Annotated in this window: 20 protein-coding genes and 3 tRNA genes; 11 read left to right on the top strand and 12 right to left on the bottom strand. The window is 66.7% G+C overall.

Annotation, left to right across the window (positions count from 1 at the left end):
* Nucleotides 1-73 precede the first annotated feature (73 nt).
* The 4 genes from GR168_RS01800 to GR168_RS01785 form a co-directional block, all read right to left on the bottom strand.
* Entirely contained in the window at nucleotides 74-460 is a 387-nt protein-coding gene (locus GR168_RS01800; RefSeq protein ID WP_159369862.1) for a hypothetical protein, read from the bottom strand.
* The gene (locus GR168_RS01795) at nucleotides 460-1,098 is read right to left on the bottom strand and encodes a nucleotidyltransferase domain-containing protein (RefSeq protein WP_159369861.1); all 639 of its coding nucleotides are present in this window, start codon (nucleotides 1,096-1,098) and stop codon (nucleotides 460-462) included. The genes GR168_RS01800 and GR168_RS01795 overlap by 1 nt, the downstream gene beginning before the upstream one ends.
* Nucleotides 1,099-1,218: 120 nt before the next feature.
* Nucleotides 1,219-1,291 (bottom strand) — tRNA-Arg (locus GR168_RS01790).
* A gap of 36 nt (nucleotides 1,292-1,327) precedes the next feature.
* A tRNA-Ser gene (locus GR168_RS01785) sits at nucleotides 1,328-1,419 on the bottom strand.
* Nucleotides 1,420-1,537: 118 nt separating this feature from the next.
* Here GR168_RS01785 and hisC point away from each other — a divergent pair.
* The gene (hisC, locus tag GR168_RS01780) at nucleotides 1,538-2,605 is read left to right on the top strand and encodes a histidinol-phosphate transaminase (RefSeq protein ID WP_159369860.1); all 1,068 of its coding nucleotides are present in this window, start codon (nucleotides 1,538-1,540) and stop codon (nucleotides 2,603-2,605) included.
* Nucleotides 2,606-2,632: 27 nt separating this feature from the next.
* On the opposite strand, the gene GR168_RS01775 is transcribed toward hisC, so the two are convergent.
* Nucleotides 2,633-3,610 (bottom strand): alpha/beta hydrolase family protein, encoded by a 978-nt coding sequence (locus GR168_RS01775; protein WP_058250980.1) that lies wholly within the window; start codon nucleotides 3,608-3,610, stop codon nucleotides 2,633-2,635.
* Between the two features lie 192 nt (nucleotides 3,611-3,802).
* On the opposite strand from GR168_RS01775, the gene GR168_RS01770 reads away from it, so the two are divergent.
* Nucleotides 3,803-4,312: a thioesterase family protein gene (locus tag GR168_RS01770; protein WP_159369859.1), complete on the top strand. Its 510-nt coding sequence runs from the start codon at nucleotides 3,803-3,805 to the stop codon at nucleotides 4,310-4,312.
* On the opposite strand, the gene GR168_RS01765 is transcribed toward GR168_RS01770, so the two are convergent.
* Nucleotides 4,286-5,533 (bottom strand): hypothetical protein, encoded by a 1,248-nt coding sequence (locus tag GR168_RS01765; protein WP_159369858.1) that lies wholly within the window; start codon nucleotides 5,531-5,533, stop codon nucleotides 4,286-4,288. The genes GR168_RS01770 and GR168_RS01765 overlap by 27 nt on opposite strands.
* Before the next feature lie 149 nt (nucleotides 5,534-5,682).
* On the opposite strand from GR168_RS01765, the gene GR168_RS01760 reads away from it, so the two are divergent.
* From GR168_RS01760 to GR168_RS01750, 3 genes are all read left to right on the top strand, one after another.
* Entirely contained in the window at nucleotides 5,683-6,768 is a 1,086-nt protein-coding gene (locus GR168_RS01760) for a magnesium transporter CorA family protein (RefSeq protein ID WP_159369857.1), read from the top strand.
* A gap of 124 nt (nucleotides 6,769-6,892) precedes the next feature.
* The gene (locus tag GR168_RS01755) at nucleotides 6,893-7,864 is read left to right on the top strand and encodes an ATP-binding cassette domain-containing protein (protein WP_159369856.1); all 972 of its coding nucleotides are present in this window, start codon (nucleotides 6,893-6,895) and stop codon (nucleotides 7,862-7,864) included.
* Entirely contained in the window at nucleotides 7,861-8,661 is an 801-nt protein-coding gene (locus GR168_RS01750) for an ABC transporter permease subunit (RefSeq protein WP_159369855.1), read from the top strand. The genes GR168_RS01755 and GR168_RS01750 overlap by 4 nt, the downstream gene beginning before the upstream one ends.
* Before the next feature lie 15 nt (nucleotides 8,662-8,676).
* Here GR168_RS01750 and GR168_RS01745 read toward each other — a convergent pair whose 3' ends face one another.
* On the bottom strand, nucleotides 8,677-9,351 hold the full coding sequence (locus GR168_RS01745) for a helix-turn-helix domain-containing protein (RefSeq protein WP_159369854.1): 675 nt from the start codon (nucleotides 9,349-9,351) through the stop codon (nucleotides 8,677-8,679).
* Between the two features lie 204 nt (nucleotides 9,352-9,555).
* Between GR168_RS01745 and GR168_RS01740 the strand changes: the two genes are divergently transcribed.
* Nucleotides 9,556-10,371, top strand: a complete 816-nt coding sequence (locus GR168_RS01740) for a methyltransferase domain-containing protein (RefSeq protein WP_159369853.1) — start codon at nucleotides 9,556-9,558, stop codon at nucleotides 10,369-10,371.
* Between the two features lie 339 nt (nucleotides 10,372-10,710).
* Here the strand turns inward: GR168_RS01740 and GR168_RS01735 are convergent, their stop codons facing one another.
* The 3 genes from GR168_RS01735 to GR168_RS01725 form a co-directional block, all read right to left on the bottom strand.
* On the bottom strand, nucleotides 10,711-11,583 hold the full coding sequence (locus GR168_RS01735) for an exodeoxyribonuclease III (protein WP_159371785.1): 873 nt from the start codon (nucleotides 11,581-11,583) through the stop codon (nucleotides 10,711-10,713).
* A gap of 28 nt (nucleotides 11,584-11,611) precedes the next feature.
* Entirely contained in the window at nucleotides 11,612-12,781 is a 1,170-nt protein-coding gene (locus GR168_RS01730) for a Fic/DOC family N-terminal domain-containing protein (RefSeq protein ID WP_159369852.1), read from the bottom strand.
* 334 nt (nucleotides 12,782-13,115) lie between these two features.
* Nucleotides 13,116-13,203: transfer RNA gene (locus tag GR168_RS01725), tRNA-Ser, on the bottom strand.
* 77 nt (nucleotides 13,204-13,280) lie between these two features.
* Here GR168_RS01725 and GR168_RS01720 point away from each other — a divergent pair.
* Entirely contained in the window at nucleotides 13,281-14,252 is a 972-nt protein-coding gene (locus GR168_RS01720) for an NAD(P)H-quinone oxidoreductase (protein ID WP_159369851.1), read from the top strand.
* A 7-nt stretch (nucleotides 14,253-14,259) separates the two neighbouring features.
* Here GR168_RS01720 and GR168_RS01715 read toward each other — a convergent pair whose 3' ends face one another.
* Both GR168_RS01715 and GR168_RS01710 read right to left on the bottom strand, forming a co-directional pair.
* Nucleotides 14,260-14,682 (bottom strand): MarR family transcriptional regulator, encoded by a 423-nt coding sequence (locus GR168_RS01715; protein WP_159369850.1) that lies wholly within the window; start codon nucleotides 14,680-14,682, stop codon nucleotides 14,260-14,262.
* 145 nt (nucleotides 14,683-14,827) lie between these two features.
* Complete coding sequence (locus tag GR168_RS01710) at nucleotides 14,828-16,024, bottom strand: cysteine desulfurase-like protein (protein WP_159369849.1); 1,197 nt, start codon at nucleotides 16,022-16,024, stop codon at nucleotides 14,828-14,830.
* 60 nt (nucleotides 16,025-16,084) lie between these two features.
* Between GR168_RS01710 and GR168_RS01705 the strand changes: the two genes are divergently transcribed.
* From GR168_RS01705 to GR168_RS01690, 4 genes are all read left to right on the top strand, one after another.
* On the top strand, nucleotides 16,085-16,645 hold the full coding sequence (locus tag GR168_RS01705; protein WP_068971149.1) for a bacterial proteasome activator family protein: 561 nt from the start codon (nucleotides 16,085-16,087) through the stop codon (nucleotides 16,643-16,645).
* An 85-nt stretch (nucleotides 16,646-16,730) separates the two neighbouring features.
* Nucleotides 16,731-17,594, top strand: coding sequence for an ABC transporter permease (locus GR168_RS01700; RefSeq protein WP_065631226.1), 864 nt, complete (start codon nucleotides 16,731-16,733; stop codon nucleotides 17,592-17,594).
* An 11-nt stretch (nucleotides 17,595-17,605) separates the two neighbouring features.
* Nucleotides 17,606-18,445 (top strand): ABC transporter ATP-binding protein, encoded by an 840-nt coding sequence (locus tag GR168_RS01695; protein WP_137810774.1) that lies wholly within the window; start codon nucleotides 17,606-17,608, stop codon nucleotides 18,443-18,445.
* The gene (locus GR168_RS01690; RefSeq protein ID WP_159369848.1) at nucleotides 18,442-19,395 is read left to right on the top strand and encodes a glycosyltransferase family 2 protein; all 954 of its coding nucleotides are present in this window, start codon (nucleotides 18,442-18,444) and stop codon (nucleotides 19,393-19,395) included. The genes GR168_RS01695 and GR168_RS01690 overlap by 4 nt, the downstream gene beginning before the upstream one ends.
* Nucleotides 19,396-19,467 lie beyond the last annotated feature (72 nt).

The raw sequence follows: 19,467 nt of genomic DNA, 5'->3' as shown, positions 1-19,467 counted from the left end.
GTCACCGGGATCGGTGACGGGCCTTTGTGGTGCGCCCGTAGGGATTCGAACCCCAGACTCTCTGCACGCGGCGCTACCCCCGAGCCGCAACCGCCTGCTTCGCCGCCTCGACCAAATGCTCCGCAGCGCGGTTCATCTTCTTCAACTCTGCGGAGCTCAGGTCCTGATGTGTGTAGGCAACCTTGTTCTTCAAATTGAGCAGAGTATTCAGATGCCGTTCGGATCCGCTGTCCGCTCGCCGGAGCAGGGCAACAGCCTCACTGTGGTTGCCGGTGTTCGAGTGCGCACCGAGGCGCACGCAGCAGATCGCGTCCGCGGCAGCGATACCCGCATCGACGTACAAGTCGCCGGCAGCGTTGGGCATTTCGTCGACGAGAAGTTCTGCGGCGTCGAAAAATTCGTTCGCCTTCGACAGACGCCCCGCGGTGACCCCGGAGTCACAGTTCCGCTGTCCGGCCATCAAGGCCTCCTCACCGAACGCAGCTGCGCGTTGAACCAGGACCGTGTCCCCGCGACGGTCAGGCCCTGCTTCGACACATCGTCGAGCACAGGCTCACCGGCAGAGGCCGCGGCCCGAAACTCCTGCTCGGCGTACTCGACAATCCGGCCGTCGTTACCGGTCCATGCGGTGATCAGTCGAGCGAGTTCGGTCACCCGTTGTTCCCACACGTCGTCCCCGTCGTCGGAGGAATCAGGGCCCCGCACCAGGAACAAATCGATGTCGCTGTCGAGCGCCATCCGCCCCGTTGCGGCCGAACCGAACACGGCGGCGTAACGCAGCGTGCTCCCCCAGCTGCCCAGGTGTTGTTCGAGTCGGCGCAGAAAAGTCGAGTTCAGGCGCGATACCGCCATGATGGCGTCAGCCGCTAGATGCTCGGTGTTGAGACGGTAAGTGTGGGTCCTACCCACCTCGTCCTGCAGCACCACGCCCTGTTTGGTGAGGCGGTTGAGAACCTTGCGAATACCTTCTCCCGATGCGGAGTCAAGAATACGCTGGACCTGAGTGATCGTGAATGTCTCATCTGCGCTCGCAAGGACGTCGAGCACGTCGCCGTCCAGGGTCGGCGTCACCGTCGCGAACGGCTTGTGCAGCTGCATCTCCGACTCCCTTCCAACTAAAGTTAGATTATCGCAACTATAGTTGGGGATCAGCATCTCGTGGTGAGAAGACGAAACAAAAACGCCAGGCGAGACATGGTCTCGCCTGGCGATTCTCTGTGCGCCCGTAGGGATTCGAACCCCAAACCTTCTGATCCGTAGTCAGATGCTCTATCCGTTGAGCTACGGGCGCGTGCTATTCAGTTGTACCGCCGTCGGCCGACTGCGGTGGCGGAGGCGAGAGGATTTGAACCTCCGGTCCCGTTTTAGCGAGACAACTCATTAGCAGTGAGTCCCATTCGGCCGCTCTGGCACGCCTCCTTGGCGGAGTCCTTTCGAACTGCCGAGTCGAAAGGTTACACACCCTCCGCGTCCACAAGCAAACCGGTTGGTCAGAGCCGGTTTCTGCCTCATCGGGGTCGCGGCCTACATTGGTCGGGTGAGCCTGCGAATCCGCCCCGACCTGGACGACCTTCCCGTATACGTACCGGGCAAGACGTTTCCGGGAGCGGTGAAACTCGCCAGCAACGAAGTCACCGAAGGTCCGTTGCCGAGCGTCGTCGAGGCCATCGGCGCGGCGGCCGCAGCCGTGAACCGCTACCCCGACAACGGGATGGTGGAGCTGACCGCAGCGCTGGCCAAGAGCCTCGGGGTCACCGAAGACGAGGTCCAGGTGGGATGCGGGTCGGTCATCCTCTGCCAGAACCTCATCCTCGTCACCAGCGGACCGGGCGACGAGGTGGTCTTCGGGTGGCGGTCCTTCGAGACCTATCCCCTGGCGACGCGCGTCGCGGGCGCGACACCGGTCCAGGTCCCGCTCACCGGCGATCTGACCTACGACCTGCGCGCGATGGCCGACGCGGTCACCGACCGCACGCGGTTGATCTTCGTGTGCAATCCGAACAACCCGACCGGGACCGTGGTCGAGGCAGCCGACCTGCGGGAGTTCCTGCAGACCGTGCCGTCCGACGTCATCGTCGCGCTCGACGAGGCGTACTTCGAGTACCTGCGCCTGCCGTCGAGTCAGGCGTACGACGCACTCGAACTCCGACGCGAGTTCCGCAACCTCGTGGTGCTGCGCACCTTCTCGAAGGCGTACGGGCTGGCCGGGCTGCGCGTGGGTTACGCGATCGCCGATCCGGAGGTCATCACCGCCCTCGGCAAGGTTCACGTTCCGTTCTCGGTCAGCAGCGTCGCCCAGGCCGCCGCGCTCGCCAGCCTCGACGCCGGCGACCAGCTGCTGGCCCGCACCGACGCGGTCGTCGCCGAACGTGCCCGCGTCACCGCACGACTGCGCGACGCGGGCTACCGGGTCCCCGATTCGCAGGCCAACTTCGTGTGGCTCGACCTGGGAGCGGCGTCGATGGACTTCGCGCGCGCCTGCGTCGACGCCGGGGTGGTGGTCCGCCCGTTCGACGGCGACGGCGTGCGGGTGACCGTCACCAACGCCGCCGAGGACGACGTGTTCCTGCGGTTCGCCGAGGGCTGGGACGGCCCCCGGAGCTGATCCTGGACCGCGAGCCGACCGAGCCGGTCAGAGCCCCCGGCCGATGGTCGGCCACAGGGCCGCGAGGTCGCGCTCCCAGTACGCCCACGTGTGGGTTCCGATGAGGCGGAAACCGTCGGTGTAGGGCACCCCCGCGGCACGCATCGTGATGGCGAACTCGAGCGAACAGCGGTAGGCACCCAGTTCGAGCGCCGACGAGGATGCCGTCACGACGTCGCGCGGCCCCTCGTCCGGCTCGATCTGACGCTGGAGGTCGAGGGGGCCGATGGCGCCGGACCCGGCGGCGATGAAGATGTTCTTTCCGCGCAACCGGTCGAGATGAAGACTCGGGTCGTGTGCGCGCCAGCCCGCGGAGCCGAACGGGCCCCACATGTTGGTGGCGTCGCCGCCGTCGCGACCGACCGTCGTACGGACGTAGGCCTCGTTGACGGGACCGGACACCGGCGGGCAGCCGCTGAGCGAGGCGACGCCGGTGTACATCTCCGGGTGCCGGATGGCCAGGGAGAACGCGGCCTGCCCACCCATCGACAGCCCGATGACCGCGTTGCGGCCGTTGCCGTCGAACCGGTCGTCGATCAGCGGCGGCAGCTCCTTGGTGAGGAACGTCTCCCACATCGGCTTGCCGAGCGCGGCGTCCTTCTTCTGCCAGTCGGTGTAGAAGGTGCCCTTTCCTCCGGTGGGGAGTACGACGTTGACGTTCTTGTCGGCGAAGAAGCGGCCGGCGCGACCCTTCGTGATCCAGTCGCTGACCTCACCCTCGGCGCCGGCACCGTCGAGCATGTAGACCGTCGACCGCGGCGTCGAGCCGCCGACCGGGGTGAGGACCGACAGCTTGATCCGCTCGTTCATCGCCGGTGAGAAGACCCAGATGTCGGTACGCAGCGCACTCAGCTTCTCGGATTTGGCGATGCGCGCCACCTGTTTGGGAGCGGCGTCGGCGATGGCCGGGGTCGACAGAATCCCCACCATCAGGCACACCAGACCCGCGATCAATCGCCTCGACATCTCGCCAACTCCCTCACCGACAATCCCCCCGGAGTGCACCCGGGACCTCGTCGTGTCACCACGTGCGAGTCCGCGCCGACCGGATCGGCCCGACGCGGACATCTAGACTCACAGACTACCCGGCGTTCAGCCGAGTGGAAGGTCGTGACCACGGCATCTCACGGGCACCGGGACCTCCGAGGAAAGTCGACGATGCCCGCTTCACCTTCTGTTCACCACGCGCGTTCCGAGCGGCACGAACCACCGTCGACCACGGGACTCGGTCCGAGCGACTTCGCCTTCGTCGCCGAGGTCGGGGTGCGCTGGTCGGACATGGACGCGTTCGGACACATCAACCACGCGCGGATGGTGACGCTGATGGAGGAGGCGCGCATCGCGTGGCTGTTGAGCGCCGGCGAGGACTACGCCCCGCTTATCACCAGCGCGATGATCGTGCACGTCGACATCCGATATCAGGCCCAGCTGCGTCACGACGACTCGCCGCTGCGAATCGGGATGTGTATCAAGGGTTTCCGTTCGGTGGACTTCACCATCGGTTACGAGATTCGAAGCGCCGGCGCCGAACCCACCAGTCGTCCGGCGTGCGTGGCGAGCACGCAGATGGCCGTCGTCGACATCGAGAAGCACACCCTGCGGCGGCTGTCCCCCACCGAGAAGGACTACCTCAGCACGTGGTCACGACGGCTCGTAGCGAGCGGGTAATTCGCGCGGCACCGCCGGCGAGATCCGCGCGATGTTGCCCTGCAACACATCCCGATAGATGCGCAACTGCTCTTCGCCGCTGCGGACCTGTTCGGTGAGCCGTTTCGCGTTGTCGACGGAGATCTCGCGGTCGCCCGACCGCGCGATCAACGCGTCGATGCGGTCGTCCAGGGTCGCCGCTTTGTTGTACTCGGCGAGGACCTGCAGCTCGACGGCCGCGGATTCGACGACATGCGCGACCTCGCCGAGCGCCTGGACACGGTCGATGAGTTCGGTCCACACCGGTCGCAGTGTCGTCTCACGCTGATCGATCTGCGCGGCGAAGGTGCGGTCGAAGCCGCCATTGCGCTTGGCCCGGTCGAGGTCGATGCGTACCGCCCGCAACGCGATGACGTCGGCGGCGATCTCGGCGACTTCGGCGTGCAGGTTCACCTGGGTGCGCTGGACCTCGAAATGGTCGGAGCGCCAGGCGGGGTTGCCGAGGATGCGGTCGTAGTAGTGACCGGTGATGAACAGCAGCGTCTCGTAGCCGTCGACGAAGGCCGCGGCACGCGGCGCACCGGCCTGGGAGGCACCACCCGGTGCCTCGCGCACGCCCGACAGGAACTGGTCCGCCCACTGCCCCGCCTGCGAGTTGCCCGACTTCGCGGCGACCTGCCCCACCACGCCGGCGATCCGGTCGAACGCGGCGGTGCCGGCGCGACGAACATAGCTCGACGCGTTGACGTTGGGGGTCGGAGTGCACAGCAGCCCGGCGAACAACCGGTCTCGTTCCTCGATCTCGAGATAGACGTTCTCCCGTCGCTCGCGTCGGATCGCCCGGGTCCCCGACGCGAACACACCCTTACCGGCGACGATCTGCTTGCGTGCGTCCTCGCGGCGTCGTTGCAGGCCGTTGAGCCGGTTGCGCATCACGGCCGCGACCACACCGGGCACCACCGGGCTCGACAACTGGTGTTCGATCTGGACGATCGCGCGCTGCAAGCGGCGCAGATCGCCGAAACCCGCGGACATGGACGGCATCGGCCGACCGGTGGAGATCCGGCGCACCACGATGGCACGACCACCCGGGGTGAGGTATCCGGAGGCGATGAGAAGCGCCGCGGTGTCCGACAGTTCGCGCCGCTCGCCCGGTACCGCCGAACGATCGCACCACTCGCGGATCTGTTCGCTCGTGCGCGCGGGCATCAAGCGATGTCCGCGGGAACTGCTGTCGACCATGCCGCCGCCTTACCTGGAGAATCGGTGTCCGCACCCGTCCACAGACACCGATTTCGATGCTACCCGCGGGCGACGACCACCCGGTGTGGTCGACGTCTCGCCTGCCTGTCGCACCGACGGAACACCCCCACGGGTGTCACGATGGCCACATGACAGTTCCCTCGGATGTGTCGGGACCTCGCGGCGTCGAACGCATCCGTGGTCAGATCTGGCGGAACGGCGACCCGGTGGATGGCTTCGACCTCGAGGAGATCTCCACCTGTCTCGACAATCCGGAGAAGTTGATCTGGGCGGATCTGGAAAGCCCCACCCACGAGACCCTGTCCCGGTTGGCGACCGAACTCGACCTCGACCCGTTCGCGATCGAGGACACGGTCGCGGCGGCCGAACGGGTCAAGACAGTCACCTACACCGGGCACACCTTCGTGATGGTCTACGCGGTGTCGCTACACGACGGCGACTCGCCGGCCGACGACCGGGACGATGACGACGGCGCCGCGGCCACCGACTTCCGTGCCTCCGCGAACGGTCGGGCGCGGATGTTCGACCTGCACCGCATCTCGATCTTCGTCAAACGGAACGCACTCATCACCGTGCGACCGACCCCGGCGCTCGACATCGACGAGGTCATGCGGCGTTGGTCGGACAGCGGGGCCACGCAATACGGGATCGGCGCGCTCGTGCACGGATTGCTCGATGTCGTCGTGGACGGACACTTCGACGCCGTGCAACGTCTCGACGACGAGATCGAAGACCTCGAGGCACTGCTGTTCGACGAGCGCATCCCCGGCCGCGAACTGCAGCGCCGAACCTACGACCTGCGCAAGGACCTCGTCGTCCTGCGACGGGTGGTCCTGCCGATGCGCGAGGTGATCGCCGGCATCCAACGACGGCGGTTCGACAACCACGCGCCGCCGGAACTCGACCCGCATTTCTCCGACCTCTACGACCACGCGCTCCGGGCGTCGGAGTGGACGGAATCGTTGCGCGACATGATCACCACCGTCTTCGAGACCAACCTGACCCTCGCCGACGCGCGACTCAACACCGTCATGAAGAAGCTGACCGCGTGGGCCGCGATCATCGCCGTGCCGACGGCCATCACCGGTTTTTACGGACAGAACGTGCCGTTTCCCGGTTTCGAGCGACTACTCGGCTTCATCACCAGCACGACGCTGATCCTCGTCGTGGTCGTCGGACTCTATCTGTCGTTCCGGAAACGCGACTGGTTGTGACCGCGTCGTCGGATGTGTTGTCCTGCAACGGGTGTGACTCGTACACGGCGGGTTTCGACATGAAAGCGGTTGACCACGTGCGCGTTTGATAGCGTATGGGCCAGCCCACCGACGGAAGGCACCGATGGAGTCACCCGCGATCACGATCGACGGTCTCACCAAGCGATTCGGCAGCCTTACCGCGGTCGACGACCTGTCGTTCACCGTTGCCCCCGGTCGCGTCACCGGGTTTCTCGGACCGAACGGTTCGGGCAAGACCACGACCCTGCGGATGCTCCTGGGCCTGGTCGAACCGACCGCCGGCCGGGCACTCATCGGCGACCGCCCGTTCCGGGAGATCCCGCGACCCGCCCAGCACGTCGGCGCGGCGCTCGAGGCGTCGAGCTTTCACCCCGGGCGCACCGGACTCGGGCACCTGAAGGCACTCGCCCCGCAGGTCGGGGTCCCGACGTCGCGGTGCCGGGAAGTGCTCGACTTCGTCGGACTCGCTCAGGCCGCGGACCGCCGCGTCGGTGGTTACTCGATGGGCATGCGGCAGCGCCTCGGCCTGGCCACCGCGCTGCTCGGCGATCCGCAGATCATCCTGCTCGACGAGCCGGCCAACGGTCTCGACCCCCAGGGCATCGTGTGGCTGCGCGGGCTGCTGCGGTCACTGGCCCACGAGGGTCGAACGGTCCTGGTCTCCAGCCACGTGCTCGCCGAGGTGCGGAGCACCGTCGACGACGTGGTGGTGATCGGCAACGGCAAACTGGTCCGGGCCTCCACGCTCGCCGACTTCGAGGCGCTGGCCGAGCACGCGGTCGTCGTCCGAACTCCGTCGCGCGCGTCGTTCGTCGCACTCGCCGGCGAACGCGGGTGGCACCTCGAGGACACGCACGACGGTTTCCGGGTGCCCGGCGTGAGTGCGGCCACGGTCGGGACGGCCGCCTTCACCGCGGGCATCGAACTGCACCAGCTCGCCGACGTCGGCGCCGACCTCGAGGCGGTCTTCCTGCATCTCACGAAGTCTTCGGACGCACCGACCAGTCATTTCGCCGGCGGGTCAGCCGATCCCGGTCCGAACTCGGCACCGACGTCGCCGGGGGCAGTCCGATGAGGGCCGCCCTGATCGCCGAGTACCGCAAGTTCACCTCCACGCGGATGTGGTGGGTCCTGCTCATCGCCATGGTCGCCTACCTCGGGTTCATCGGTGCGGCACTGGCGTTCTCGATGACGACCGAGAATGCCATGCAACAACCCACGACCCTCGTCGGCGCCGATCTGGCCCGCTCGATCTACGCCCTCACCAGCCCGATCGGTTACGTGTTCGCCCTGGTGATCGGCAGCCTCGCGGTGACCGGGGAGTTCCGGCACAAAACGATCACCGCGAGTCTGCTCGTCGAGCCGCGACGCGGAATCCTGTTGGTGGCCAAGCTGATCGCCGGCATCCCGATGGGGCTCCTCTACGGCGTCCTCGGCACTCTGGCGGTCGTCGCGACGGCGGCACCGATCCTCGCGACGGTCGGGGACGGCGCATTCCTCGGCGACACCTCCACCCTCGAGGTGATCGCCCTGTCGATGCTGGTGATGGTGCTGTGGACCGCGATGGGGGTGGCGTTCGGCGCGGTGGTGTCCAACCAGGTCGCCGCGATCGTGATCCTGCTGGCCTTCACCCAGCTCGTGGAACCGATCGCACGCATCGCGCTGGCGACCTTCGACGTCACGTCCTCGGTGTCGAAGTTCCTGCCCGGGTCGGCCGCCGACGCCCTTGTCGGCTCCAGCTTCTTCGCCACGATGGGCGGTGGCAGTGACGACCTGCTCCCGCAATGGGCCGGCGCCCTCGTCATGCTCGCCTACATCGCCGCGTTCGCGGTCATCGGCCGGTACACAACGTTCCGCCGGGACATCGCCTGACGGTGCCCGCGGCGCTCACGCCGGTCGCGGAACCGCCGAGGAGATGCTCTGCCCGATCCACGACGGCACGTCTCGTGCCACCTCCGCGGCACCGTGGATCTCGACGCGGTCGGCGGCAAGCGCCAGACGCCAGTCGATGTCGCCCCGCCAGATCTCGGTGAGAGTACGCAGATCGGTCATCACGGTGGCGTCGAGTTCGTAACCGGGGTCGAAGTCGCACACCTGCGCCTCACCACCCGCGACGACCAGCCACCATGTGCTCGCCTTGCCGATGACATCGTGAAAGACGAACTGCACCATGGTGCGTCGTCGCGGCCACCGGTCGACCGGGACGGTGCGGTGCATGTCCCACAGGAGCAGATGCGGGTCGAGGTCGGCGTCGCCCAGCTCACCGATCCAGCGGATACCCCACGCGCTCAACGCCTCTACGACCGTGGTGAGCTCCTCACCCATCGTCGTCAACGTGTACACCGAACGACCGCCGACAACGCTGCGGTTGATCACCCCGGCACGTTCCAGACTGCGTAGGCGCTTGGTGAGCAGAGCCGGCGACATCTTCGGCACCCCGCGTCGCAACTCGTTGAAATGCCGACTGCCCAAAAGCAGTTCGCGGACGATGAGAATCGTCCAGCGCTCGTCGAGCAACTCCATCGCCTTGGCCACCGGACAGAACTGTCCATACGATGTCATCGCAGCCTCCCCACTGCTGGTCGAGCCGGCCCCGTGTCAAAACGTCTTCACCCAGTACACACCCGTCGCCGGCTGATAACCAGTACGGAAACTGAACTGCCGCCAGTACAGATGTTGGTCTAGAGGACGGGTCGGACTTCGTCGGATGCTCGTTGTGTCCGGTCACGGACGACCACCATTCGACGACTTCGAGGGACCGCCATCATGACCACGACCCATCCCACCCCGTTCGACGCCGAGATCAAGGCCCGCCACCGCAAGCTGTGGGCGTCGGGCGACTATCCAGCCGTCGCCGACCTCATCGCGCCGCTGGGCCGCCGCCTCGTCGACGCATTGCACATCACCGCCGGGGACAAACTCCTCGACGTCGCCGCCGGAGCGGGGAATGTGGCCGTGCCCGCGGCCGAAGCCGGCGGGCACGTCGTCGCCAGCGACCTCACGCCCGAGCTCCTGTCCGTGGGCGAAGCCCGGCACCGCGACCTGCCGATCACCTGGCGCACCGCCGACGCCGAAGATCTCCCGTTCGACGACAACGACTTCGACATCGCGACGTCGTGTGTAGGCGTCATGTTCGCGCCGAGTCACCAGAGGTGTGCCGACGAACTCCTACGAGTCGTGCGTCCCGGCGGACGGATCGGCCTGATCAACTGGACTCCAACGGGATTCATCGGTGAGTTGTTCGCGGTCATGAAGCCGTACGCCCCGCCACCGCCGCCCGGTGCGCAGCCGGGGCCGCTCTGGGGCGACGCCGACCACGTGCGGTCGTTGTTCGGTACCGGTGTGACCGACCACGAATTCGTCACCGAGACCGTGGCGATCAGCGAGTTCGACGACGGCGCGGCGTTCCGCGATTTCTTCAAGGCCCACTACGGCCCGACCATCATGGCGTACCGCAACGTCGGTGACGACCCCGCGCGCGTCGACGAACTCGACGCCGCCATCGCCGTCCACGCCGACCGCTATCTCACCGACGGACGGATGGAGTGGGAGTACCTCCGCGCGGTGCTGACGGTCGGGTGAGCCGCAACCACCGCTGGTTGAGCCGCAGCCGCAACCGCACCCACCGCTGGTGAAGCCGATATATCCGCCGGCTGAAGCCACCCTCCCGATGGTTGAGCCGGCACCGAGCGCCAGCGAGGCGCCGAGTCGAAGCCACCCGACAACCACAACTGCCCGAGCCGCAACCACCGCTGGTTGAGCCGGCACCGAGCGCCAGCGAGGCGCCGAGTCGAAGCCACCCGACAACCACAACTGCCCGAGCCGCAACCACCGCTGGTTGAGCCGGCACCGAGCGCCAGCGAGGCGCCGAGTCGAAGCCACTCGGCGACCACCATCGATCAGGGACGCGGGAGCCCCGGATCACGGCTCGGCGTACTCGACAACCAGCGGGGCGTGATCGGACAGCCGAAGGTCCGGCGACGCCTCCTTGTCGACCATCACCGCGCGTGCCCGCCGGGCAAGCGCGGGCGAGGCGAGCTGGTGGTCGATGCGCCATCCGACGTCCTTGACGAACGACTCTCCCGCCCAGCTCCACCAGGTGAGCGGTCCGGGACGGTCGCCGTGCAGGGCGCGTACCACGTCGACGAGCCGGCGCGGACCGGTGATCTCGCCGAACCAGGCGCGTTCCTCGGGCAGGAAGCCCTCCATCTTGCGGGCCGCGCGCCAGTTGGTGACGTCGTGTTCGAGGTGTGCCACGTTGAGGTCGCCGAGGAGCAGGAACTCCCGGCCGGCACGGCGAGCGGCGAGCCGGTTGCGCTCGAGTTCACGGGTGAACCCGGCCAGAAAGCGTTGCTTGCGTGCGTATTTGGCGCCGCCGTCCGGTACTTCACGCATCGAGCCGGGGCGCTGCGACTCGGCCGGAAGCCCACCTTTGGGCAGGTAGAGGTTGGCGACGGTCAGCGGCCGATCGGCGAGATCGACCTCGATGTAGCGGCCCTCGTGGGCGAAGGCGGACAGTCCGCGAGCCTTGGGCGGATGGGTCACCCACGTCCGCACCGCGGCGGGTTCGTTCCGGGCGAGCACCGCGACACCGTTCCGTCCGGCGACGGAGCCGACGTCGACGGCGGCGTGGTAACAGTCGAACTCTCCGACGTCGTCGATGCCACACCGCAACTCCTGCAGTCCGACCACGTCGGGCTGCCGTCCGTCGAGCCAGGCGTCGAAGCCGCGACGACGCGCCGCCCGGATCCCGTTGACGTTGAACGACGCAACGGTGAATCCACCGGTGCTCATCATCTTTCTCCTCTGGCCTCGGTGTCGCTCAGTACTCCAGGGCAGTCAGGACGGAATCGCACTGAAAGATCCGGTCGTACCGACCAGCGGTACGCTGTCGAAGAATTTTCAGGTCCACTAACTTCGCTATCGCAGAGTTCGCTGCTTGGTACGAAACGCCGTACAACTTCGAAGCGAGGGTGGCCGTGATCATTGGGTACCCCACCAAGTCGTCAGCGATACGCAGTGCGACGCCCTTCGACCCGCGCAGTGTCAGCTGGAAGCTCTCGCGCAGGGCGAGTAGCCGATCGACTCGGGCCACAACCTCGAGAGCCTCGGCGTGAATTGCTGCAGACATAAAGCAAATCCACGTGTCCCAGTCCCCCGTCTGTGACACGCGAAGCAATCCTTCTTGATACTCAGAGCGCCTCTGCACAAGCCATGGAGACAAGTTCAGGATGGGGTACCGCAACTCGCCCGCGCACATGAGCTGCAAAGTCGCGACGAGCCGACCCAAGCGACCGTTTCCGTCGTGAAACGGGTGGAGCGTCTCAAACTGGTAGTGAGACACAGCAACACGGATGATCGTGGGCACGTCGTTGACCTCGCGTATCCACGCTTGCCACGCTTCCAAGCCATCGGTCAAACGATGGTCCGCTGGAGGCGGAACGAAGCGGGCCGAATCCACACGCCGGTTGCCGACACCTATGAAGACCTGAGAGGTGCGCACGCTACCGGCGTGTGCACCGTCACTGGGTGTGCCTCGGAGTAGTTCAGCTTGCAGGTCTTCGAGCATTCGGATGGAGATCGATCGGCCTTGACCGATCATCTCGTAAGCGCGCTCCGCTGCGGTTACGTAGTTTCGAACTTCACTGACTGAGCTGGTCATCTCGTCGTTGTCAAGGAAGTCCGCCTCGAACACGTCCGACAGAGCCGCGTAAGTCCCTTCTAGGGCCGACGTGCTGACTGCCTCGCGGCGCGTCGCCGGCCGCGCCAGCAGTGTGGGATTGGGGAGCAGCGAAGAAGCCTGATCTGCTCGGGCGAGCGCTGCGGTCGCTTCGACAACGACCGAGTACGTCGACGCCTGCAACTCGAAACCCGCAGGCAGTCTGTTGGGGACGTAGCCGAAGTACTCGTACTCCTCGTTGAACCGAGGGTCGTAACCCCTGATGGGCACTAGCTCCCCGACCGGGCTGTTTCTCAATCTCTCGAGATCCACTGGGTGATCCAACCTTGAAAACCAACGATGTGATTTCAAGGTTAACGCACTAACCTTGAAATTGGCCCCGTCAATTTCAAGGTTCACCGCAGCCCTGGAAAGCGGGTCCGTCGAGCACCGATGCAGTGAGGTGAGGCCAACTCGCGGGCCGCATCGACGGTCGCCACAGAGACTGTTGCTCAAACACCCTCTGATGCAGGTCATCCGCTAGACGACGATCTGAAGGCCGTCGTCAACGCCGCAGACCGTCAGGCATCTGCCGGCGTCGAGCAGTCAGGACACGGGTGGCGCGGACTCAGGCGGCTGGCTTGCCTGCGCAAACAAGTAACACCTCTGGCGGAAGCGGAGGGATTTGAACCCCCGGTGGTTTTACCCACGCTCGCTTTCAAGGCGAGTGCATTCGGCCGCTCTGCCACGCTTCCCTGACGAGCAAGGTTACACACGAACGCCGGACCGGACCCCGCCCGGCACCGCGGTGCGCTGTGACACCATCGAAGAGGTGAAAGCCATCGTCGTCGAATCAGAGAACCTGTCCCTGTCCGATGTGCCCGACCCCACTCCCGCGTCCGGCGAAGTCGTGATCGATGTGGTCGCGGCCGGCGTCAACCGCGCCGACATCCTGCAGCGTGCGGGCAACTATCCCCCGCCACCCGGTGCGTCGGACACCCTCGGACTCGAGGTCTCAGGGCGGATCTCGGCCCTCGGCGACGGGGTCAGCGGCTGGTCGGAGGGCGACGAGGTGTGCGCGCTGCTCGCCGGCGGCGGTTACGCCGAGAAGGTGGCGGTCCCGGCCGAGCAGCTCCTGGCGGTTCCCAAGGGCGTCGACCTGGTGTCCGCGGCGGCGCTGCCCGAGGTGGCGTGCACCGTGTCGTCGAACATCTTCGACACCGCGCATCTGACCACCGGCGAGCTCCTGCTGATCCACGGCGGGTCCAGCGGCATCGGCACCCACGCCACCCAGATCGCCCACGCGATGGGCGCTCGCGTCGCGGTGACCGCCCGCACGCAGGACAAGCTCGAGCGCTGCCGCGAGTTCGGCGCCGACATCCTCATCGACTACTCGAGCCAGGACTTCGCCGAGATCCTCCAGGACGCCGGCGGCGCCGACGTCATCCTCGACATCATCGGCGCGAAGTATCTGAAGTCGAACCTGAAAGCACTGCGCACTGATGGACGCCTCGTGATCATCGGCATGCAGGGCGGCACCACGACCGAGATCAACCTCGGACATCTACTGGCCAAGCGGTTGTCGGTGATGGGTACGACGCTGCGCGCCCGGCCCGTGCACGGTCCCGGCGGCAAGGCCGAGGTCGTGGCGTCGACCCTGACCCGGACCTGGCCGCTGATCGAAGCCGGGACGGTCGTACCCGTCGTCGATCGCGTGTTCCCGCTCGCCGACGCCGGCGCCGCGCACGACCATCTCAACAGCGGTGACGTGGTCGGGAAGGTACTGCTGAGCGTCGCGGGCTGAGAGTGGCTCAGTCGGAGGCCGCGGGCTCCGCGGCGTCGACGGCCTCGCGGATCTTGCGGAACGCGACGCCCAGGGCGGTGAACTCCTCCGGGGTCATCGCGTCGACGACGAACTGCCGGATCACCTGATCTCGGGCGTTCACATGGAGGGCGAGGGTGCGCCGACCGTGATCGGTCAGACGCACGAGTCGGTGTCTGCCGTCGGCCTTCGACTCGAACCGGTGGATGTTGCCGTCGTCACTGAGTCGGCCGATCATGCGCGACACCGTGCTGACCCGCATGTGCACGGCGTCGGCGACCTCGCTGACGCTCAACTGCCGGTTGGTACAGACCGCTTCGAGAATGCGCAGATCGGATACGGATAGACCGCGTTTCGCGAACTCGTCGTTGACGCGGGCGAAGAGCGCCCAGCCGCCGTCGACGAGGTTCATCCAGCTCTCGGCCTCCGCAGCGGTGAGCGACCGGGGCGGGCCCTTTTCTGGACCATCAATCGTTTTTGCCGACACAGCATGACAACATACATTGTCGTTAACCCAAACAACACCATAGTGAATTTCGGAAGGGTTGCCGGGCACTTCAGGCCAATGAACCCAGCGTTCGCACCAGGTGATCGACCTCGTACGGGGTCGAGTACGGGGCCAACCCGACCGTGACAGCACCGCCGAAGTCGGGTGCGCCCATCCGAGCCAGGGCACGGTTGGGAAGGTCGGCGAGTGCGCAGACACCGTTGTCGGCCAGGCGCCGGACGACCTTGTCGGCACCCACCGACTCCACGGTGAAGCTCGCCAGCGGTATCCGGTTCTCCTCGGTCCCCACGAGGTTCACATGGTTGAGCTGGGACAGCGTCGTGACCAGGTAATAGTTGAGGCGCTGCAGATACTCGTAGACACCGTCCATCGACGTGACGAGACGCCGCCGACGCTTGCCGATCCCGGCCTCGTCGAGTCCGGCGAGGTGTTCCACCGAAGCGACCAATCCGGCGAGCATCGCGCCCTGATGCGGTTCGGGTTCGAGCCGGGCGGGCCCGCGCGCGGACGGGTCCATCGACATCAGCTTCAGCCGGTCGATCAGGTGGGGTTCGCGGAAGGCCATGGCCGCCATGCGCGGACCACCCCACCGCTCGGCCGAGACGACGAGGACGTCGGCACCCAGGTCGTGGATGTCCAGGCTGATGTACGGCGCCGCGTTGGTGGCGTCGACGACCAGCAGCGCGCCGGCTTCGCGGACCAGCGGCGCGATCTCGCTGATGTCGGTGACGGCTCCCGTCGTGGACGACGCCAGGGTCACCGCGACGACCTCCGTATCGGGCGTGACGAGATCGCCGAACTGCCAGGCCGGTAGTCCGCCGGTCTCGACGTCGACCTCGGCCCAGCGCACCCGGCCGCCGTAACGATCAGCCGCGCGGAGCCACGGCACGATGTTCGGCTCGTCGTCCTGACGCGTGACGACGACGTCACCCCGCAGCCACGCATGCGGCGCGAGCGCCTCCGCCAGACCGGCCAGCAGCACGTACCGCGACGGTCCGAGCACCACACCCGCGGCGTCTCCGCCGACGAGATCGGCGATCGCGCGCCGGGCACCGTCGACCACCTCCGCGCTCGCGCGAGCCGACGGGTAGACCCCGCTCGGGGCGGCGGACAGAGAGCGGAAACTGGTGGTCACAGCGGTCGCGACCGAATCGGGGATCTGCATCCCCGCCTGCGGGTCGAGATGGATCCAGCCGTCGCCGAGCGATGGAATCAATCCACGCACATAGGCGACGTCGAAAGCCATGGGCACGAGGATAGACGTCGGCCATCTGCCGTTTCGCGGTGTCCGGGCACAATGGGACGCATGGCTATCGAAGGTACTCCAGGACCCGGCCCCACCTCAGGACCGTTCGGCTCGGCCGGCGACTCCGACAACGTGATCGTCGTGGGCGCGGGCACGGATGGGCAGACGGACGGCGAGTCGTCGGAATCGACCAGCGTCGCCGACATGGTCGAGCAACCCGCCAAGGTCATGCGCATCGGCACGATGATCAAGCAGCTGCTCGAAGAGGTCCGTGCGGCTCCTCTCGACGACGCGTCGCGGAACCGCCTGCGTGAGATCCACCAGTCGTCGGTGCGTGAACTCGAAGAAGGCCTCGCGCCCGAGCTGCGCGAAGAACTCGAACGTCTCGCACTCCCCTTCTCCGACGAGGGCACCCCGTCGGATGCCGAGCTCCGCATCGCCCAGGCCCAGCTCGTGGGCTGGCTCGAGGGACTCTTCCACGGCATCCAGACCGCACTGTTCGCCCAGCAGATGGCCGCTCGCGCCCAGCTCGAGCAGATGCGTCAGGGTGCTCTGCCGCCCGGCATGCCCACCCCCGGTGGTGCCGGCGGCCCCGGCCACAGCACGGGGCAGTACCTCTAGGTCGCCACACCGGCTCAACCGGCGGAGGGTCACCCGCTCAACCGGCAGCGGGCAGCGGATGGGCCGAGGGGTACGCTGACTCCTCGTGTCAGCGGTAGTAGACGACGACGCGATCCCCGCGCGTCCCCAGGGCTCTGATTCGCGCAGCTTCGCGCGCGCGGTCAAGGACCTCCGCGACGGTTTCGCGAGCCGCGAACTGTGGTTCCACCTCGGCTGGCAGGACATCAAGCAGCGCTACCGACGTTCGGTCCTGGGGCCGCTGTGGATCGTGATCGCGACCGGTGTGACCGCGATCGCGATGGGTCTGCTCTACGGCGAGCTCTTCGGCATGGACATCAGGGTGTTCCTGCCGTACGTCGCGCTCGGCTTCATCTTCTGGAACTTCATCTCGAGCTCGATCCTCGAGGGCTCCGAGGTCTTCTCGAAGAACGAGGGCCTGATCAAACAGCTTCCGGCCCCCGTGAGCGTGCACGTCTACCGCGTCGTGTGGCGAGCGCTGATCATCTTCGCGCACAACGTCGTCATCATCGTCATCCTGTTCCTGATCTTCCCGCCTCCGCTCAACTGGACCGTCACGCTGATCGTCCCGGCCCTCGCGCTGTATGTGGTCAATTCGATCTGGGTGACGATCGTGTTCGGCATCCTGTCGACCCGATTCCGCGACATCGGCCAGCTCCTCACCACCGCGGTGCAGCTGGTCTTCTTCATGACGCCGATCATCTGGACGACGCAGAGCCTCGGGAACGCGACCGGCGAGGCGTCGTCGAGGTTGAAGCTCGTCGAGCTGAACCCGATGTTCCACTATCTGGAGATCGCACGCGGACCGCTGCTGGGCGAGCCCGTCGAGTTCTACCACTGGGCCGTCGTCCTGGGCTGCACCGCCGTGGGCTGGGTGCTGGCCATGCTGGTGTTGCGCAACTACCGGGCCCGCGTGGCGTACTGGGTGTAGGGACGGATTCGATGGCCAGGAACAACGATCTCGGAGACACCCGCGTCCGCGTGGACACGTGGGACGCGTGTGTGGACTTCCCGATCTTCGACGCCAAGACCCGGTCGCTCAAGAAGTCGGTGATCGGCGCGGCTGGCGGCGTCATCGGCTCCACCGAGTCGAACGTGGTGGTCGTCGAGGCACTCAAGGACATCAACCTGCACCTCAAGCACGGCGACCGGATCGGGCTGGTCGGGCACAACGGCGCCGGCAAGTCGACGCTGCTGCGTCTGCTGTCGGGCATCTACGAACCCACGCGCGGCGCCTGCCGGGTGCACGGCCGGGTCGCCCCCGTCTTCGACCTCGGCGTCGGCATGGACCCCGAGATCTCCGGCTACGAGAACATCATCATCCGCGGCATGTTCCTGGGCATGACGCGCAAGGAGATGCTCAAGAAGATCGACGACATCGCGGAGTTCACCGAGCTCGGCGACTACCTGCAGATGCCGCTGCGCACCTACTCCACCGGTATGCGGGTGCGCATCGCACTCGGCGTGGTGACCTCCATCGACCCGGAGATCCTCATCCTCGACGAGGGCATCGGCGCCGTCGACGCCGACTTCATGCGCAAGGCCCGGGGTCGGCTCCAGGCGCTCGTCGAGCGGTCGGGAATCCTGGTGTTCGCCAGCCATTCCAACGAGTTCCTGGCCCAGCTGTGCGACCGCGCCCTGTGGATCGACCACGGACAGGTCCGCATGGAAGGCGGCATCGAAGAGGTCGTCGAGGCGTACGAGGGCCCCGACGCCGCGGCACACGTCCGCAGGGTGATCGCCGACCTGGAGAAGGCGGACAAGAAAGGGACCCCGGAGTGACCGACGGCGCCGTCGCTCCGAAGGTCATCGCGGTCGTGGTCACGCACCGTCGCGCGGAGTTGCTCGCCGAGTCGCTGGCCGTGGTCTCTGGCCAGGACCGGCCCGTCGACCATCTGATCGTCGTCGACAACGCGGACGAACTTGAAGTCGCCGAACTCGTAGCGGCGCAGCCGGTTCCGACGACGTATCTGGGATCGGAGCGCAATCTCGGCGGTGCCGGCGGATTCGCGCTAGGCATGCTGCATGCGCTCGCCCTCGGCGCCGACTGGGTCTGGTGCGCGGATGACGACGGCCGACCCGACGGTCCGACGGTCCTCTCGACGCTGCTCGACTGCGCCGCACGGCATGACCTCGACGAGGTGTCACCGGTGGTCGCCAACCTCGACGACCCGGACACCCTCGCCTTCCCGCTGCGACGCGGACTCGTGTGGCGCCGTAAACGGTCGGAACTCTTTGCCGACGCCGGGAGCGAAGCGAGCGGGTCAGATGTCACCGGTGAAACCCAGGACGACGATCTGCTGCCCGGCATCGCGTCGCTGTTCAACGGTGCGTTGTTCTCCGCACGGTGCCTCGAACAGGTGGGCGTGCCGGACCTGCGGCTGTTCTTCCGCGGCGACGAGGTGGAGGTGCACCGTCGGCTGGTCCGCTCGGGCGTGCGGTTCGGCACCTGCCTGCGCGCGGGATACCTCCACCCCGACGGCTCGGCGGAATTCCGACCGATCCTGGGCGGTCGCATGCACACCCAGTACCCCGACAACGACACCAAGCGGTTCTTCACCTACCGCAACCGCGGTTACCTGATGAGCCAGCCGGGACTCCGCAGGCTGCTGCCCCAGGAGTACGCCCGGTTCGGCTGGTTCTTCCTTGTGCAGCAACGTGATCCGAAGGGCTTCGCCGAGTGGGTGCGTCTTCGCGACCTCGGTCGCCGAGAGCGGTTCACGCGTCCCTGAACGTTTGCTCTCTCACTGCTCTATGAGGTGCGTGACGAGCGCACCCCCCTTCTGCTCCCTGAGGTGCGTGAC

The organism is Gordonia sp. JH63, from assembly GCF_009856645.1.
GTDB classification, from domain to species: Bacteria; Actinomycetota; Actinomycetes; order Mycobacteriales; family Mycobacteriaceae; genus Gordonia; species Gordonia hongkongensis.
Note: the sequence above shows the minus strand (reverse complement) of the source record. Positions and strands in the feature narration are given on the sequence as shown.